This window comes from Pseudoalteromonas espejiana DSM 9414, from assembly GCF_002221525.1.
Lineage (GTDB): Bacteria > Pseudomonadota > Gammaproteobacteria > Enterobacterales > Alteromonadaceae > Pseudoalteromonas > Pseudoalteromonas espejiana.
Window position 1 is genome coordinate 102,825 of the sequence record NZ_CP011029.1, and the last position, 17,821, is coordinate 120,645.

Genomic DNA, 17,821 nt, shown 5'->3' on the forward strand with positions numbered 1-17,821 from the left:
GTGAATTCACTGATTATTGTATATTTACCCACCTTTTATTCGGTAGGTAGATATACAGTTTGACTCAAGTTAACCTAAAAGCACTTGTTTTAGTTGTCCTTTACCTATACCTGAAAAGCTATATTCAGACTTTTTCAATAATTCAATTTCAACATTATCTAAAAATGCTAAATCAGCTAAGGTTAAAACCTTTTCTTCCTTATCTTTCAAAATATCACGTAAAATTTCAAATAAGGCTAAAAAGCCAATAGTTTTAGTGGTAACTAAATCTTTACTATTAAACCATCCTAAACTATTTATTTTAGATAAGAAAATACTAACTATGTCAAATATATCTTTGTCCTTACCTTCAATATACAAAGCCCTTAAAGGGCTATCTGACTTAATTGATTTTAAACGTTTTCTACCTTTATTAATGAAACTATTTTGATGAATTGTATATCTATCTTTTGTTGCGTCTGTTGAAATCAATAATGTAATACACTCTACTATACAAGCTGTAGATACAAACCAATCTTGATTTTTAACATTACCGTTGATTGCAGTATGTATTCTTCCTTTAAGAAAGGAGTTATTATCATTATTCAAAACCCTAGCGAAATATACAGCTAAAGTATCAGGTGACCAAAATTGTTTATCTGTATTATCTAAATCATAGCCAAAAAGTTCGTAGGCAATACTCTTATCAACCTTCTTTTGATTAAAATTAATCGAAGTAAATACTTCCGCCTGCTGAGAGAACGGCATATCTAAGTAGACAGAGCACAAAATATCAAAATCAACAAAATCATTTGATCTAATTGCCTCTTTTAATCCCTCAATTCTATGTTGTCCATCAATTATCGATGCAAGCTCAATTTTTTGCGGTATTATTAATCGCTCTCCTGAAACAAACCACCTAATATCTTCGTCATTTACATATTCCCCTGACTTTTTATAATTAGCACTTAATATTATGGAGTTAGGGAAAGTTGCATTATTGGACTTACAATACAGCCCAATCTCTTTAATCCTATCTTCTCTCAACTTTCTCTGTACCCCTGATAATTTACCTTCCTGACTATAAGCGGCCATAGAGAATACCAAATTTACTAATTTTGTTGCTTTTATTTTAAAAACATAGAATGGGCCTATTGGCTGAAAGACTTCAATACATGAAGTATCAAAATAAGGTTTTGCCGTAGTTGTAATATTATTCATTTGAAATTGCCTCTGAAGAAGTATCATCTGCTGTACCTGTTGGTCTCCACCGCTTGTGAGGCGAGAATTCATTTTTAGCTGAACTGATAATAATCCAAAATATCCATAAGATAACAACAGAAATAGCACTTAAAATAAGGCTATTGTGAGATATAGAGCTGAATATTAGTAAGCACTGTATAAGCATAATAATGGCAGCCAATATTATGCTGTCCCGAAACAATTCAAACTCAACACTATTGTGCTCCAAATTTTTCTGTTCACTTATAGCAATAATTAGCCCATCAATTATAATTGCAGCCATTAAAGGTGCGGTAAAAGTAAAAATTGATTCAGGTGTAAAATAATCCCAGAACCCCTTATCTCCTTTGTTATTAAACCATTGATAATAAATACCAAAAGGACCTAATGGAACAAAAAACAAAAAGAAAAAAATAATGAACAAACGGCTCTTGAATGGCTTACAAAAAGAAGCCCAGATATAAACCAATAGATCTACCATAAGGTTACCTTTAACTCAGGCGTATATTTTCTATAAATCAATTTCACCTCCAATATGTGTTACCATTTTCAAATTAACTAGCTCTCTAATTTACGATTTATGATACATGCAATAGCGCATAAGGGAGCTGAAGCATCAAGCAACCCCCTTTGATAAGTTGCCTCAACTAATGTCCGTACATTGTCACCAAATCTTTCTGTTACTCTTTTAATCCCACGCTTATGGAGCTCTTTTCCAAGCGGCCCTAATTGTTTATAAACAGCCATATAATCAATAATTTCTTGTAGGTGATTTGGTGTTGAGTCATACCATTCACGTAACGTAACAACTTCAGCGTCACGCTTAGCTTTTTCAACCATTTGTATGTATGCAATAACCTCAGGGGATTTTCTGCTTAGCATCTTTTTCTCTTGAACCGTTGTATCATTCATCATTCAATAACTCCCAAAACGCTTTATCTTTAATACGTTTAATTTGTTTTTCACCATCAATATAAAGGCTTGTATGCTTTTCAAGTTCACGGATGTTTTTCATCAAGAGTTCTTGCTCTGACTTATCATCTTTGTTGAATATACCTTTAATATCTTGAGTTTTTATTTGCGCAACGCGATGCACAATCCAACTTAAAATATACGCTGAATAGTCGTTTTCACTGGTTTTGAAATGGGTGATATCTTGGGTTGATAAAATAACGCCAACACCATATTCACGGCCTTCTTTTAATATTTTGCGAAGGCTTGGAAAGTTTTGCGACATGAAGTTATCGGCTTCATCAACCAGTACCAATTTAGTAACTTGTCTAAAGTCGCCTTGTACTTCTGGCTTACCTTGTTTTTGCATTTGCGAGTAAAACAAGTCGAGAGTAAGCGCCACAATGAGGTTTTGGATTTCACTAGGGTAACCTGCAAGCTCAATCACCGTTATGCCGTCAATAAGCTCATAGAGGCTAGTCATTTTCTCAGGCTGGTCTTCAAAAATTTTGAAGCGAGCTAGCTTGGACAACGCTGCATAAAGTGAGTCTTCTTCCACTTTTTCTTGGTTTAAAAATAACTGCCAAATATCTTCAATAGTTGGAGCTGGTTTCGTCCATGTACTTGGGTTTTCAGAGCTAATTCCAGCCAAGTTATAAGCATCTAAAATAATATTTTCTAGTTTGAGTTGCTGCTTAGGCCCTAGGCCATATGCTTTAGACATTGTTTGTGAGAAACCTGCCGCAGTATGAATTGGAAGCATAGGTGTATCACCAAATAAACTCAAAGGATTATATGGAAGCTTGAACAACTTATACTTTTTAGCATTAGTCGCATTTATAAACTTATCGTCTATGTAATCAGACTTGTAATCGAAAATGAGTATACCTATTGGTTTACCATCAACATTATTGTGCTGATTACGATAAAGTTGAGTTACCACCGACTTAGTACATTGGGTTTTACCCGTGCCCATAGTGCCGATAATACCTGAATTAGTATTCATAAATTTAGCTGTGTTGGTTGGCTCCCAGTAAACAGGCTCGTTATTTTGTATAACATGGCCAACAAGCACTTTTAATGAGTTTGTTGAAGTTGGCTTTGCCACAATACTTGTCGCAGCGTCTTCGGCTACTTTAGGTAGTACCTCATCAACAGGTTTTGGTTTATCTAGGTCTATTTTTTCAATGGGCTTTATTGGTGTCACACTACTTTTATTTACCGCTTCGCCTTCAAGAATATATTGCTCGGGTATATAGCAAAGCTCACTACTTTGAATGTTAGAAAGTAATGTTTGTAGTGGCGTACTTATAAAGCGATTTAAGTTAGCGCTGGGTAGTATGATTTGCAGAATATCGTCTTCAACGGTGTATTCTTCTTTGGCAAAATCGGCGTTTTCAAAAAATGCCATCATAAAACCTTGCGGGTAGTCAGCTAAATCGGCTACTTGGTAATCACCTTGCAACCACCACTCACGATTACTTTGTAGCTCGTTAAAGTAATCACTCTCGTACACTTTGTATAATTCAAACTTATCCACTTGCATCAGTACTTGGCGAATAAATAGGCCTCTGTATAAATGCCCCGCAAGGTCGTCACGGCCAAATAAGTTTTCGACTAAGTAACGCTTAAGCTCTTTAGCTTGTTGAATGCCTTTGCCGTGTGTGCGCTTTTTACCAATTTTAACTTCAAGCGGTAGCAAGTACATGTTGCTACCTTTAAAACCAACGAATAAAACATCGTCAGATATAGCGCCGCTTTTAACATTTTGGGAATAACGCGAGAAGTCGCTATCACTCATTTTTAAACCAATATTACCTGCTACGCGCAGCATTTCGGCCACACTCATTGGCACCCATGTTATATCGCTTTGATGCAGCAAGCAGTTTACGTATTTATAAGCACCTATTATGCTTTTTTTCTCTTTGCGGTCGTTGTCGTTACTGGTGATCATTTTAAGTAACCATTCACCATTAAAGGCATTAAATTCGTCTATTAGGCCTTTAATACCTTGAGAAAGCACTTGGTCGTATAAGTCTCTGCGCTTGGTAACGGTTATCGCATCGTAATTTGCTGAGTTAGTAAAGTTATCTGAGTAGTGAATAAGTACCGCATCTTTTTGGCCTTTAAAAAACTCAAGTGTTACTTTAGGGTCAATAATCACTGTCCATACTGAGTTTTCGTATACCCCATCAAGTAGCTCTGACAACTGCCCCGCCACTTTTAAACCTAAGCCATTACTAGTTTCGTACTTTTGGCCGCACCACGCAGCTTTAGCTAAACTGTTAAACTGACTGCTTAGTTTTAATGTAGCTTTACTCTCAACATCGAGTTTATTAAGACCAAAGGTTGTGAAGTACGTGTTTTGCTCTTGATATGCGGTTTCGCCAGCTAATAGGCCATGACAAGCAACGCCTGTTTTTTCGGTGAGTACATCAACAGGTACTGGCTCTACTGTTGTATCGTTACGTACAAAGCTAATGTGTGCATAATTAAATGTTGGCTCTTGTGCATTTAATTTAAACTTACTGTACGTTATGCGATTTTTAAGCATATCGGCAATAGCATCGGCTTTGTCTTTTTCACTACTTAGCTCTGCTAAGTCTTTTAGTTCGTCATAACTTGGTGCATCTGCAAAATCATCAAAATAAGTACGTTGTAGTGATTTGTCGTAAATGTTTACGTGAATGCGATTTGCTTCGTCAGGGGACTTCTTTTTTAGGTAATCAACTAAGCCTAAAAATAGCGCGGTGTTGTTACCATTATTGATAGAATTAATATAAACAGTTTCTTTACTGCCTTTATCAAAAAGGACATCAAACGCTTTAGTAAACTCACTCGTTTTTTGCCTAACTAGCGGTCGTACATATTCTAGCGCCGCTTTTTTATTAGAAACTAATTTGCACCACATGCGGTTATCAGCCACAGCTTGGTTGTATGCAAAACCGTCTGTTGCATGCCAAACAAATGGTAATAAGCCTTCGGCATTTAAACGTTTGATTGTAGCTTTAGGTAACGTATTAAAACTACTGTCGTTGTCGTCACAGGCACGTGTAACCAACTGCGCAAAATAAGCGAGTGTTAGTGGGTGAAGCGGTGTTATGTATTCTTGCTCTTCAAATTCAGCAATACCTATATTTACCAGCATATTAGATTGCGGTGATAACAGCGATTTGGTTTCTAACTTAGCAATGTGAGCTAAATAGCTTTCAACCACTTTATTTGTCAAGCTCAAGAAGTCAGCGCCCCAAGAGCAAGTGCTTATAAGCGCTTTTCGCTCGTCCAGGTAATCAAAAAGTGAGCTATAAGTTGCAAATAAATCTGGAAATGCGCTTTCAATATTTTCTAATGTAACTTCTGGTCTACCAGCAGTTTGTGTTGCAAGTATGCGCTCATCTTGTAGTTTTGCTTCCCAATTTAATAGATTTTTACGCATACCGGTTGGGTTTAAGTCTTTCCCGTCAATAACCACCTTTTCTTTAGCGCGATTGTATAAGCCATTGAAATTATCATTGTATAGACGGTTGAACAGGTTGGTATCAAGCACTAGAGGTAGGCTTAATGTATCTGAAGAAACAGCACCATCTACTTCAAAATTAAGTACATGCGATCCACTTTGAACTGCAAAGGTTAGTGTGTCTGTTTCATTGGCAAACTGTGCAAAATCGACAACCTGTGTTTGGTCAACTAGGAAAGTTTGGTTTGATTGCGTAACTTTAGCCGGAGTTCCTTGTTCAGCAATCTGTAAAACACCTGCATTTGTTTGCAAAGTTATAAGCTGCTTACGTGGTACGAGTAAAAAACTATCGGCTAAATCATCAAGATAAAAAGCGCCCTTTGGAATAACTAACACTCTATACTTAAAGCGTTCTTGTGGCTTTTCTCTTTTAAAATCAACACTAAAATAAAGCGGTTGATTATTAAACGTTCCCGAAATTTCAGCAATACTACGCTTTTGCGAACGGTTGTTTACATCAAGGGTAATTTCTTCTTTAGTGTGCTGTAGTTTTAATTCATTTTTTTGAATTTTACCGCCCACAAAACTTGCTTCAATTTTAAAGTCAGTTTTATCTGCGGGCATTTGAATGATTAAATGGCGCTCTTTTTTGTTTTCGCGCGCTATAAAGTCTACATCAGTAATTGTTTCACTTTCAAATGACAGTAGGTTTTCTTTATTGTCTCGGCGCTCTTTTATAATTGCGCCAAAGTCGAGCTCTTCCCAATTTTGACCATCTGCAAAATGAGTATTCACAAATTTTTCGCTAAGATCTAAATCGCCCAGCTTTTCAACAAGCTCTTGTGGGTACTTTTCAACTATCTCACTAATATTGCTATATAACTGGTGATTTTGTGACAAACGTTTATCTATTTGGTCTGTATCATCCCAGCTCACAATAGTTTTGTCGTTAAAAAGACCTAGCTCACTAAATTGAATAATCCCATCTTCCAGCGCATCATAAAGCTCAGTAAAACCAAACATGGTTGCGCCGTCTTCGATAATTAGTTTAAAGCGATGATCGAGCAGGCACTGCGATACTTTATCAGTACCGCTTATTGACGAAATAAGCTCACTTAGTGATTTTTTTATTGTTGAGGGGTGCCAAACTTCACCAGCTTTACCTAAATCACGTGCTGAATTAATTAGTGTATCTAAATAAGAGTTGTGGATAACGAGTAATGCGCAGTCTTTTAAAGGGCCGTCTTGCGCTGATACTAGATCGCGTAAATGCGAGATAAAGTTTTCACTCAGCCCTTGTGCGCTTTCGCTATGTACAACAGGTATTAACGTAGTTTTACCAAAAGTAATAGCAGGCAGCGTTTGGTTTATGTCATTAGTTTTTAATGCAACACTTGTATCTGCCTTATTAAGCGTTGCCTGATAAAGCTTTAAGCTATTGTCGCTATCCGGTGAGCGAAACTGAAAGCGGCTTTCACCTTCAAAACCTTTAGTTGCCCACTGGCAAAAGTGTTCAACTAAAAAGTCTTCATATAGTTTTTTTGACATAAACTGCATCTCCGCTATCACTCATTCTTTCTACATTACCCATTCTTTCAAACAAATCTATCAAGCATTCTTCACTGCTTTTATCAAAAAATACACCGCGTTTTTGAAACTCAATTAACAGCTCATGGAGCCTTAACTTTTCGCCTTCACCTATACATAAATTTGTGAGCAACAGTAGGTAGTCTTGGTTTAGTACTAAAAAAGATCCTGCTCGGCGGCGGTTTTGTTCGAACGGCTTAATTAAGGTTTCGCGGGTGGCTTTAACAAAATTATTAAAAGCCGTTTCACGCGTGGCACCTTTTTTAAACTGTTCAGTAAAAAGTTTGGCTAAATTACTAATTGCTTCACTCGGCGTCGCCGCTTGGCATTGTTGGCTAGTTAAGTTTCTATCAGTATGAAATTCGGCAGCATAATTGTTTAAAGCATCAATATCAGTATCAGAGAGCTCTTCAAATAATTGCCATAGAGGACTTATCGTTGTTTTTGCATCTTGTAGGCTTTCGTTTAGAGCCAAATATGGAAACAATGAATAACTAGATTCAATAACTTGCTTGTGCCCGTGTAATTGCAATTTAGTGCGCTCTTTACTCGCTTTTTCACTATCTAAAATAAAGTAACATGGCTTTATTTCAGGCCTTTGAGCCCACCCTTTTATATTGAGTGATAGTTGCGCAGTATATAAAAAACCATATAGCTTTAAAAAGGCCTTAATATTATGTAAAAAGTGCTCGGGGTAGCTAACTAAGAATTTAAGATCTTGCTGAAATTGCTCTGATAAGGAAGGGAGATAAGCAATATGTTGTTTCCGAACTTTTTGGTTTTTATTACTAACAAGTGGCGAGTCAAAAACCTTTTTCACTTCTTGCTCTAAAAAATTAAGCTGAGCTTTTGGTGCATCAGTGACCTCAACATCACCCATTAAGCTATTAAATAATGACGTAAGCCGCTCATCACCTGAGTTACTTGTATCAGGGTTTAGCACTTTTAAGGCTTGCATCTCAGGGGCTATATTTAATACTTGCTCATTATCAAAATACATTTTTTCGATAACATGCCAAAACGGTTCACCGTCTAACTTATCAGTAAAGTGCGTTTTACATAGTTTTTTAAAGTCGTCGAGTGATTCTATGTTTTTTTCAAGTTTAAGACTGTGTAAAGATTTAATGAAAAAGCCAACTACAGTTTCCCAGTCATACTTATTGTTAGCGCTATTCGCTGAAACAGGGAAATAACTAGCAGCACTATTATTTTTTGGCTTTAATTGTTCTAATAATGGCATTTACTAACCCTCACTAACCATAATGTCTTCATCATCAAGTTCTAGATGATATTTACCATCTACACCTGTAATGATTATTTCTTTGGCGGCCTTTGCTTGCTGTACGATTTCTGCGGCTAATTCATCTAGCAGTATTACTGAATTTTTGTCATGCTTATTAGGCCGATAACCATTGTTGATATTAATTAGTAACGACAAAAGGTTAATATTTATTGGCAGCTTGAATTTTTTATCTTGCAGCTTTAAATGTGCATTAAATGTTGCACTGCTAGCGGGGGAAGATGCTGCTATAGATTTAGAATCCATTGATAATTCTGCTGGGGCAGCAATTTGGTAATCTCCGAAATCAGATAATAAAAAGAATTTTTTACCTAACTTTGGCGCGTTACGATTTATGTAGGTACGAATTGCTGAAATTAAAGTATCTCTATAAAACTCTTTTAAGCTGTTTTTTTGTTTGCTATCGCCACTGTAAGCTCTATGTAGCTGGTAAATAGAAATGTAGCTTTCGATTAGTGACTCGCTGAAATCATTAGTAAATTTACGATGATAATTATTAGCGAAATCGTCATACTTAAGTAGGTAAAATAAACGTAAGTACTGAGCACCGGTTTCAATATTAGTAATACCTAACTGGTCTAATGCATTTTTGAATATATCAAACTCCTCATCAGGCAAACCAAGATCGTAAGCAAGAATAAAACGATCGACCTCTTTGGTGCGAAGGTGTGCAGGGTCAAAATTCTCAATTTTATTTGCAAGTTCATTATCTCCACCTGCAAATAAATTATCGAACAAATATCCTTCGCCTAATAAAAGTTCATGGACGAAATCAAGAAGTGCGCGGGCAGTTAAAAATTGATCTCGCATTAAGCGTGCTTTAAATAACAGATCTATAATAACTTTTTGAACAGAAGGTAGGCTGAGTAATTCGAAATTCGCTATCAAGCGTAACGTTAACGGATCGTTTTGTTGTAACTTTTCTTTTTCGACAAGTTGACGAATAATATTGTTATCTTGCTGTGTGATTCGCTCTAATATTTTTTTTGCAAAATCACATTTGTAGCCATCTTCACCTATTTCAAACTTTGGATAGTCTTCAAAGTTAATAAAAATAGCAGTGCCATCTTGGGTATTTTTATTTTTAAGATATTTACTAATTTTGCTACGTATTAATTGATTTTGACCTTCTTCAGCATAGTTGCCTAACATACCTGCGTTGATGCCGACAACTAGGGGAGTACTTGAAGCCTCAAACTCATTAAATACTTTATCTAATGTTTGAATTGCAGTGCCGTGGGGGTCAAAGCTATGGGTAGCGTCTAAATGGAATTTTACTCTCGCCCCAAAGTTAACTTTAGCTTTAGTCAATAACTCTGATTTACCATCGCCACTACTACCGCATAAAAACAAGATTTTTTTATCGTTTGCACCAAAAGACGAGATGACTTTGTTTACCGCAGCTTCGATTGGCATCTGAATATACAAGAATGACTTTACATCATCCAAAATATTTTGATTTGTAGCGCTGCGCTCAGTAGATACAGCATAAGGAGATGACTTTGATAAGACGCTGAGGGCTTCTTTCAACCGCATAATAATACTTCCAATACAGAACGGCTTTATAAAACCGCTCCTTGGTTTATCTGTTTAAAACTAACTTACTGTTAAGTTAGTATTCATTTAGAAACAATCTACATGATAAAACTTAAAAAATATAGGCTTATTAGGTAGATGCAGCTTAAAAAAGTACGTAAATATTATTAATTGTTGTGATTGCTTAAATTATAGCTACTTAGTGTTTGTTAATTAAACTTCATTAATAATCATGGGGTTAGTTTTTTATTTAAGGGCTATTGCGCTGCGTCGGTTTTTAATACAATTTTGGGTATGGCAATAAACCTACCCGCCACTCTTTTAAACCATACCTTTTTAGATACATTTTTTTACAACTTTAATGATTCCTTCACCCTTATATGATTTGGCTGGTTTATACTGTTTAAATATCAACTGTTAATAGGCACACAATGAAAATTATAAAAAGCTTATGTTTGTATTTAGCTTTTAGCGCCTGTGGTGGTGCCTTAGCTTGCGATAAGCTGCTTAAAGTGGCTTCGCATGATGCTTTTTGGCCTCCGTATGTAATTGGTACTAATGGGGTTATGCAGGGTAAAGAGGTTGATGCTTTAGGGATTATTTTTAACGGTTCGCCATTTTGTTTTGATGTTAAATTGTTGCCAAATTCTAAACGGGCATTAAGTGAGCTAAGGCATGGCCGGTTTGAGCTTATTTGGGCGGCAAGTTATACCGATTACCGTGCGCAATTTGCGCATTACACTACGAGTTACCGTACCGAGGTTATGCGTTTATACGAAAACGCTAATAACCCTCATGAGGTAACTAGCCTTGCCGATATTTTTGCTAAAGGGTATGTGGTTGGTGCTAATTTTGGTAGTTATTATGGCGAGGAGTTTGAGCGTTTTAAAACCACCCATAAAAGCCAAATTATGTATACCAGTGCGGCTACTAAGCGTTTTGAAATGCTTAACAAGCAGCGTATTGATTTTGCAGTAGACGACGAACTAGTTGGGGCGCATTTTAGTAAAAAAGTTAGCAATATTAAGGCGGTTGAAAATATTGGCTACGTGAATAAAAGCGATATTCACTTTTTACTCAGCAAAAAAATAATTACTCCAGCAGAGCTTAAAACAATTAACCAACTAATAAACAGTAATAAAGCGGAGTTAAATGCGTTATTTGAATAGCTATATGTTTTAAGAGAGCAGTGTTTTGAAAAGTGTATTTAAACCTATATTGTTGTGTGTAATTACATTGTTGTTTGCTCAGCAAGCGGCATGGGCATGCAGTAAAACCTTACGTATGGGCACAAACGAGGTTAACTGGGCGCCTTATATTATTAAACAAGGTAATAAGTTTGTAGGTATTGAAATAGACACTATAAACACCGTTTTTGAGCATTCTAGTTTTTGTGTATCGTGGCATTATTTTCCTAGCTTGTTACGCGTACAAGAAGAACTAAAACACGGCCGAATAGACATTACATTTGCAGCAAGCTTTACGGAGCAGCGCGCTCGGTATGCGCACTTTAGTTTGCCTTATCGCCAAGAAACCATGTTGCTTTATAAACATACTGCGGCTGCTAGTGTTGATTCGTTAGCGGCTGTGTTTAAAAAAGGCTATAGCGCGGGTGTAAACCGAGGTAGCTTTTTTGGTGAACAATTTGAGCAATTACGTGCTCAATACCCTGAGCAAGTTGTACTTACGGGCGATGCCAATAAACGCTTTGGTATGCTTAATAAAAAGCGTGTTGACTACGTAATAGACGACTCTATTGTTGCGCAGTACTTTGCAAAAAAGTACGTAACGGTTGAGCAGGCTAAAAATGTGCCGCCAGTTAATGTTAACGGTGTGCACTTTATGATGAGTAAAAAGTCGGTTTCGGTTAGTGATGTTGCCGCTGTTAATGCACTTATTAAAAAAAACCAAGCCGCTATTGCAGCTATTTATGGTGCTATTTAGTTAAAACCGCGCTTTGTGCGCTGCCCTTCAAATTGGTTGCCTTTTACCTTTCAATCCCCTTGGGGGATCTGTATAATTCGCCAGCTTATTTACCCCCTATTGCTTGGTCTTGTTTGTGGCGATGTTGCTACAGTGCGTCCCTGTCAGTATTAATCTAGGACTACTCTTTTGATCTCCACCGCAAATATCACTATGCAATTTGGCGCAGAGCCGTTGTTTGAAAACATTTCAGCTAAATTTGGTAACGGTAACCGTTACGGTTTAATTGGTGCTAACGGCTGTGGTAAGTCGACCTTTATGAAAATTTTAAGCGGTGCGCTTGTGCCAAGCTCGGGCAATGTGTCGATTACGCCGGGGTTAAAAGTAGGTAACCTAAGCCAAGACCAGTTTGCCTTTGAGCAATACAGCGTTGTTGATGCGGTAATTATGGGCGACGTAGAGCTTTGGAAAGTAAAGCAAGAGCGCGACCGTATTTACTCATTACCAGAAATGAGCGAAGAAGACGGCATGAAAGTAGCCGACCTTGAAAGCGTTTTTGCCGAAATGGACGGGTACACAGCCGAAAGCCGCGCAGAAGAAATTTTGCTAGAAGCAGGCATAGAAAAAGAATTTCATTATGGCTTAATGGCAAACGTTGCCCCAGGTTGGAAACTACGTGTGCTTTTAGCGCAGGCACTGTTTGCAAACCCAGACATACTGCTACTCGATGAGCCTACCAATAACTTGGATATTCATACCATTACGTGGCTGGCTAATGAGCTAAACAAACGTAAATGCACCATGATTATTATTTCTCATGACCGTCACTTTTTAAACTCGGTATGTACACACATGGCCGATATTGATTACGGCGAGCTGCGTATTTACCCAGGTAACTACGAGAAGTTTTTAGAAGCGGCCGGCCTGCAACGTGAGCAGCTTTTAGCCGAAAACGCTAAAAAGAGCGCCGAGATTGACGAGCTTCAAGACTTTGTTAACCGTTTTGGTGCTAACGCGTCTAAGGCTAAACAAGCGAGTTCGCGCGCTAAAAAAATGGATAAAATTAAGCTTGATGAAGTTAAAGCCTCAAGCCGTATGAGCCCGTCACTTAGTTTTGACGAAGGCAAAAAAATGTACCGCCAAGCGCTTGAAGTTAATAAACTTGGCCACGGTTTTGATGGCGAAACATTATTTAGCGGCGGCGATTTTTTACTAGAAGCGGGCGCTAAGCTTGCGGTAATTGGCGAAAACGGTGTGGGTAAAACAACCTTTTTACGCTGTTTAGTAGACGAGCTTAAAAGTAATGAAGGCGAAATTAAATGGTCTGAAAATGCGACCTTTGGTTACTGCCCGCAAGACAGCACAAAAGATTTTGATAACGACTTAAGCTTGTTTGATTGGATGTCGCAATGGCGTACTGCTAAGCATAACGATTTAATGGTTCGTGGCATGTTAGGGCGTTTATTGTTTACCGCAGACGATTCAAACAAAAAAGCGCGTAACTGTTCAGGTGGTGAAAAAAACCGTTTGTTGTTTGGTAAGTTAATGATGCAAGACGTAAACGTACTTGTAATGGACGAGCCAACAAACCACATGGATATGGAAGCCATTGAAGCATTAAACAATGCATTAAAAGACTTTGCCGGTACGCTTATTTTTGTAAGCCACGACCGCGAGTTTGTATCGTCGCTTGCTACACGTATTATTGATATTAAAGACAAGCAAGTAATTGACTTTCAAGGTACGTTTGACGAATACCTAGCAAGCATAGAAGAGAAAAAAGCATAAGCTTAGCTTGTGTTTAAACCGTAAAAGGCGCTGATACAGCGCCTTTTTTGTTTTTAATTATTGTATTTAGAAGCATTGCTTCTTGCGTTTGGGTTGTAGGCGCACAACTTGTCGGCGCGATGGGTGTTAGCCCATAAATTTTGTGTATGTTAAGTGGAATTAGAAGCTTCGCTTCTCGCGCGAGCAAGCTCAGCGCCTACAGGTGATGTGTTGCGTTTGGGTTGTAGGCGCACAACTTGTTGGCGCGATGGGTGTTAGCGTGTTTTTTTAAACTTTAACCCTGCAATTAATAACAGTGGGCCTATAAACATGGCTAGGCCATATACGCCGCCTGTTACTGCGTATTCGGGCTTATTTAAAAAGCTTATAGCAATTAAAATAGCCAGCGATGCGTTTTGAATCCCTACCTCAATACCCAGTGTAAGCGAATCGGTAAGGTTAAGGTTTGAAAGTTTTGCTATGAGCAAACCAATAATCATTGAGCCAATATTAAGCGCTATACACGCCCAAAATACATCGTTAAACGAGCTTACCAGTAATGCGCGTTCTTTTATTACTAGTGCGGCTATCATGGCGAGCATAAAAAATAACGAAAAACGCCTAAAAAACGGCTCGCTTTTAATCGCAAACTCGCTTTTAAAATGGCGCAGGCTTATGCCTATTGCTACCGGTACTAAGGTAATTACAAATAGCCCAAGTGATGTGGTTAATATAGAAAAACTGGCATCAGTTTGCGGGGCAAATTGGTGCATGGCAAAGCCAATAATAAACGGTGTGGTAATAATGCTAATAGCGGTTGAGGCCGCGGTTAAGCTTACCGACAGCGCTAAATTAGCCTTTGCCAGCTGGCTCACTACGTTTGACATAGTACCGCCTGGGCACGCGGCTAAAATCATTAACCCTATTGCAATTGGCGTGGGTAAATTAAGTAAATAACATAAGCCTAAAGCCAGTAGTGGCATGGCAATAATTTGGCCCACCAAGCCCATAGCAATTGCTACGGGCTTTTTAAAAAGCCGCGTAAAGTCGCTAATAGTAAGCCCAAGCCCCATACCAAACATAATTAGGGCAAGCGCGAGGGGGAGTATGATTTCTGTTAAAAATGATGCATTCAAATTAGGCGGCCTCTGTTGTTTTTAATGCCAGCACTTCGTAGTTAAATGAGTACGGGGTTAGCAGCGTTTTTATATGTTGTTGCAGCGCGTTTAACTCATCTTCTTTAACTAAAATTGTGGCTTTTATGCCTAACTTTTTATCAGCAAATACATTTATTTGCACGGTTTTGTTGTTTAAATGCGCGTTAAGTGCCTCTGTAATGGTTTGTTTTATTTCGAGGCAAACCAGTTCTGGTTTATAAATTTTACCTACGGCAGTTAGCGGTATTTCGTCAATTATATAAATAGCTTTAGGAATTGCAGCTCGCTCAGGTACGTGGGTACTAACATACGTGGTGAGCTCATCAAGGCTAAGTGTGCTATGCGGGCTTAGCGTTACGTAAAGTACGGGGACTTCACCTGCGTAGCTGTCGGGGCGTGGCACGGCGGCTGCAAGTGTTACATCGGGGTGGCTGGTTGCGGCATCTTCAATCATTTTTGGGTCTATATTATGCCCGCCGCGTATTATTAGCTCTTTTTGCCTACCACATAACGATACATAACCGTTGTCGTCTATTTTTCCTAAATCGCCGGTTCTAAAATAATTTTGGCCGTTTTCATCAACAACCCATGCACCTTGGTTATGCGCATCTTCTACATAACCTGGGAATACGTTATTACCAGTTATTATTATTTCGCCAACATCGCGCGTATCGCACATTTTTATAAGCGTGCCTTGCTCGTTTATATCGGCAATTTTAAGTGTAATGCCGGGTATTGGCAGCCCTACAGACGCCTCTTTATTAATTGGATTTACAGGCATTAACGTACTTACCGAGCTGCCTTCGGTTGAGCCATAACCTTCTACCAGTGGGGTGTTGGTGAGTTTAGTAAACAGGGCTTGTAAGTCTGATGAAAGCGGCGCAGCACCACAAATGGCAAACTTCATTTTAAGCGGTGGTACAGTGATTTTTTGCGACGTAATTTGCTCAACCATAGCAGCGTAAACTGTGGGTACCGCGGTCATAACGGCTACATCGTAATTATTAATGAGGGTGAGCAAGTTTTGAATTATATTTTTACCTCTAAAGCCTGAAGGGCTTGCGAGTAAAATTTTACAGCCTTTCATTACTGAGGCAATGCCCGTTGCCACTGCCGCATTTACATGAAATATGGGCAAACCTACTAGCATGGTATCGCCTGCGTTTACCGGCGAAAGTAAATTAACCTGACCTGCATTGGTAAGCTGGTTTAAGTGTAAATGCTTGGCAAGTTTTGGTAAGCCGGTTGTACCCCCTGTATGAAAATACGCGCACACATCGCTTTGCTCAGGCACAGTAAAATTAGCTGCTTGAGTATTTTGCGCCGCGAGTAACTTTTTAAACCCATACACGGGTACTTTATTGTTTTGCGAGCACGCTATGTCGTCTCCAAATAAGCTAATAACCGCTTTTAGGCCGGGAATTTGCTCTTTAATTGCTAATACTTTTTGCCAAATATCGCTACCGGGTACTGGGCCTAGAGCAATAATGACTTTGGTATTGGCAGAGATCATAATTTCTTTCATTATGGACTCATCAAGCAAGGGGTTTATTGGGTTTGCAATGCCAGCGGCCTCTGCTGCCCAAAGCGATACATAGGTTTCAGGAAAGTTAGGTAACACCAGCGAGGTTACATCGGTTTTTGTTATGCCTAACGAGTGCAATGCATTACCAAGCCCTGTTACGTTATTGGCAAGCGCTTTGTAGCTCATTTTACGGTGAGGATTTGCAAAGCTTTTACCTTTAAAGGTCATTAAAATGCGGTGAATAAGCTTTTTTGCAAACGGAATTTGCATTGGGTTAATACAGTCGCCATCTAAAATGTATTCAATAGCGGTTGCATCACCAAAGTTTTTTGCCGACTGTAAAATGGCATGATAAGTAGAGCGAGGAAGTTGCTTTGGTGATATTTCAGCAAGGTTTAAATTGCCAACATCGGCGTGGTTTTTAATTGTTGTTATATTCATAAAACCCTCAACGTATTTTTATAATGTGTGTGTTTTGTGTGAGTGCATGGTATTTAAACGCGGCTATGTTGTGTGGGCATTAACCGCGCAAAATTTAGTCTATCAAAATTAAACCATTACCAGTGTTTTAATCTAAAAAGCTGTTATCTTTAGCGGCAACTACTTGATACATGGGCTGAAAATTCCCCCATGTAACCAGCTCTGAGCCATTTGCTTGCTTTGTATGTAGCGCTACCTCGTGTGAGATAAGCTTAGGCTCGCCTGCGGCTTGCGCTAATAACTGGCTTTGGCAACAGCTATCTAGCAATACAAAATTGGCAACAGCGGCATCAACCGACGAACCCGCAGTTAGCAAGCCATGGTTTTGTAAAATAACAGCGCAATTGTCAGCCAGTGATTTAGCTATCATATCGCCTTCTTCGCTGTCGGCTACTACGCCGCTAAATACATCAAATACACTGTGGTTTTCGTAAAATACGCAGGCGTCTTGCGAAATAGGTTTAAGTAGCTCACCTAATGCCGAAAACGCACGGCCATAACGTGTATGCGCATGAGCTACTGCGTTTACATCGGGGCGCGCCATATGTATGCGTGAATGAATAGCAAACGCGGCATTATTAATCGGTGTGCTGCCTTCAATAATATTGCCTTTATGGCAAACTCTAATCAGATCTGACGCTTTAATATGCGCAAAGTGCATGCCTACGGGGTTTACCCAAAAAGTATCGGGCTCTATGCAATCGCGTAGCGTTATGTGCCCCGCAAGGCCTTCGTCAAAGCCGTACATAGCAAATACTCTAAAGCCCGCGGCTAGGCGTTGTTTTTCGTAGCTGCGTTGTTCTTCTAGGGTGTTAAATTTAGGCGGCATAATAAGTTTAAATTTGTCGCTGCCTATGGTCATTTTTGCGGCTTGCTGCTCTAGTGTATTGCTCATAATAATCCTAAATTAAACTCTG

The 17,821-nt window shown here is 38.6% G+C and carries 12 protein-coding genes; 3 read left to right on the forward strand and 9 right to left on the reverse strand.

Annotated elements, in window-relative coordinates; genetic code table 11:
* Window positions 1-69: 69 nt before the first annotated feature.
* The 6 genes from PESP_RS17390 to dptF all read right to left on the reverse strand — a co-directional run bounded on the left by PESP_RS17390 (window position 70) and on the right by dptF (window position 10,052).
* Entirely contained in the window at window positions 70-1,200 is a 1,131-nt protein-coding gene (locus PESP_RS17390; protein ID WP_164504451.1) for a DGQHR domain-containing protein, read from the reverse strand.
* Window positions 1,193-1,702, reverse strand: coding sequence for a hypothetical protein (locus tag PESP_RS17395; protein ID WP_089349299.1), 510 nt, complete (start codon window positions 1,700-1,702; stop codon window positions 1,193-1,195). The genes PESP_RS17390 and PESP_RS17395 overlap by 8 nt, the downstream gene beginning before the upstream one ends.
* Window positions 1,703-1,779: 77 nt before the next feature.
* The gene (locus PESP_RS17400; RefSeq protein ID WP_214631487.1) at window positions 1,780-2,136 is read right to left on the reverse strand and encodes a hypothetical protein; all 357 of its coding nucleotides are present in this window, start codon (window positions 2,134-2,136) and stop codon (window positions 1,780-1,782) included.
* Window positions 2,126-7,177: a DNA phosphorothioation-dependent restriction protein DptH gene (gene dptH / locus PESP_RS17405; protein WP_089349822.1), complete on the reverse strand. Its 5,052-nt coding sequence runs from the start codon at window positions 7,175-7,177 to the stop codon at window positions 2,126-2,128. The genes PESP_RS17400 and dptH overlap by 11 nt, the downstream gene beginning before the upstream one ends.
* Entirely contained in the window at window positions 7,158-8,456 is a 1,299-nt protein-coding gene (dptG, locus tag PESP_RS17410) for a DNA phosphorothioation-dependent restriction protein DptG (protein WP_089349300.1), read from the reverse strand. The genes dptH and dptG overlap by 20 nt, the downstream gene beginning before the upstream one ends.
* Window positions 8,457-8,459: 3 nt before the next feature.
* On the reverse strand, window positions 8,460-10,052 hold the full coding sequence (gene dptF / locus PESP_RS17415; protein ID WP_089349301.1) for a DNA phosphorothioation-dependent restriction protein DptF: 1,593 nt from the start codon (window positions 10,050-10,052) through the stop codon (window positions 8,460-8,462).
* 431 nt (window positions 10,053-10,483) lie between these two features.
* Here dptF and PESP_RS17420 point away from each other — a divergent pair, with 431 nt between their 5' ends.
* The 3 genes from PESP_RS17420 (at window position 10,484) to PESP_RS17430 (ending at window position 13,763) form a co-directional block, all read left to right on the forward strand.
* Window positions 10,484-11,221, forward strand: coding sequence for a substrate-binding periplasmic protein (locus PESP_RS17420; RefSeq protein ID WP_089349302.1), 738 nt, complete (start codon window positions 10,484-10,486; stop codon window positions 11,219-11,221).
* 25 nt (window positions 11,222-11,246) lie between these two features.
* Complete coding sequence (locus PESP_RS17425; RefSeq protein ID WP_245852293.1) at window positions 11,247-11,996, forward strand: transporter substrate-binding domain-containing protein; 750 nt, start codon at window positions 11,247-11,249, stop codon at window positions 11,994-11,996.
* 168 nt (window positions 11,997-12,164) lie between these two features.
* Window positions 12,165-13,763 carry an ABC-F family ATPase gene (locus PESP_RS17430; protein WP_089349303.1) on the forward strand — a complete coding sequence of 533 codons (1,599 nt, stop codon included), beginning with the start codon at window positions 12,165-12,167 and terminating at the stop codon, window positions 13,761-13,763.
* Between the two features lie 254 nt (window positions 13,764-14,017).
* Here the strand turns inward: PESP_RS17430 and PESP_RS17435 are convergent, their stop codons facing one another.
* The 3 genes from PESP_RS17435 to PESP_RS17445 all read right to left on the reverse strand — a co-directional run bounded on the left by PESP_RS17435 (window position 14,018) and on the right by PESP_RS17445 (window position 17,799).
* Window positions 14,018-14,878, reverse strand: a complete 861-nt coding sequence (locus PESP_RS17435; RefSeq protein WP_089349304.1) for a bile acid:sodium symporter family protein — start codon at window positions 14,876-14,878, stop codon at window positions 14,018-14,020.
* A 1-nt stretch (window position 14,879) separates the two neighbouring features.
* Window positions 14,880-16,865, reverse strand: coding sequence for an AMP-binding protein (locus PESP_RS17440; RefSeq protein ID WP_089349305.1), 1,986 nt, complete (start codon window positions 16,863-16,865; stop codon window positions 14,880-14,882).
* Between the two features lie 127 nt (window positions 16,866-16,992).
* The gene (locus PESP_RS17445; protein WP_089349306.1) at window positions 16,993-17,799 is read right to left on the reverse strand and encodes a class II aldolase/adducin family protein; all 807 of its coding nucleotides are present in this window, start codon (window positions 17,797-17,799) and stop codon (window positions 16,993-16,995) included.
* Window positions 17,800-17,821 lie beyond the last annotated feature (22 nt).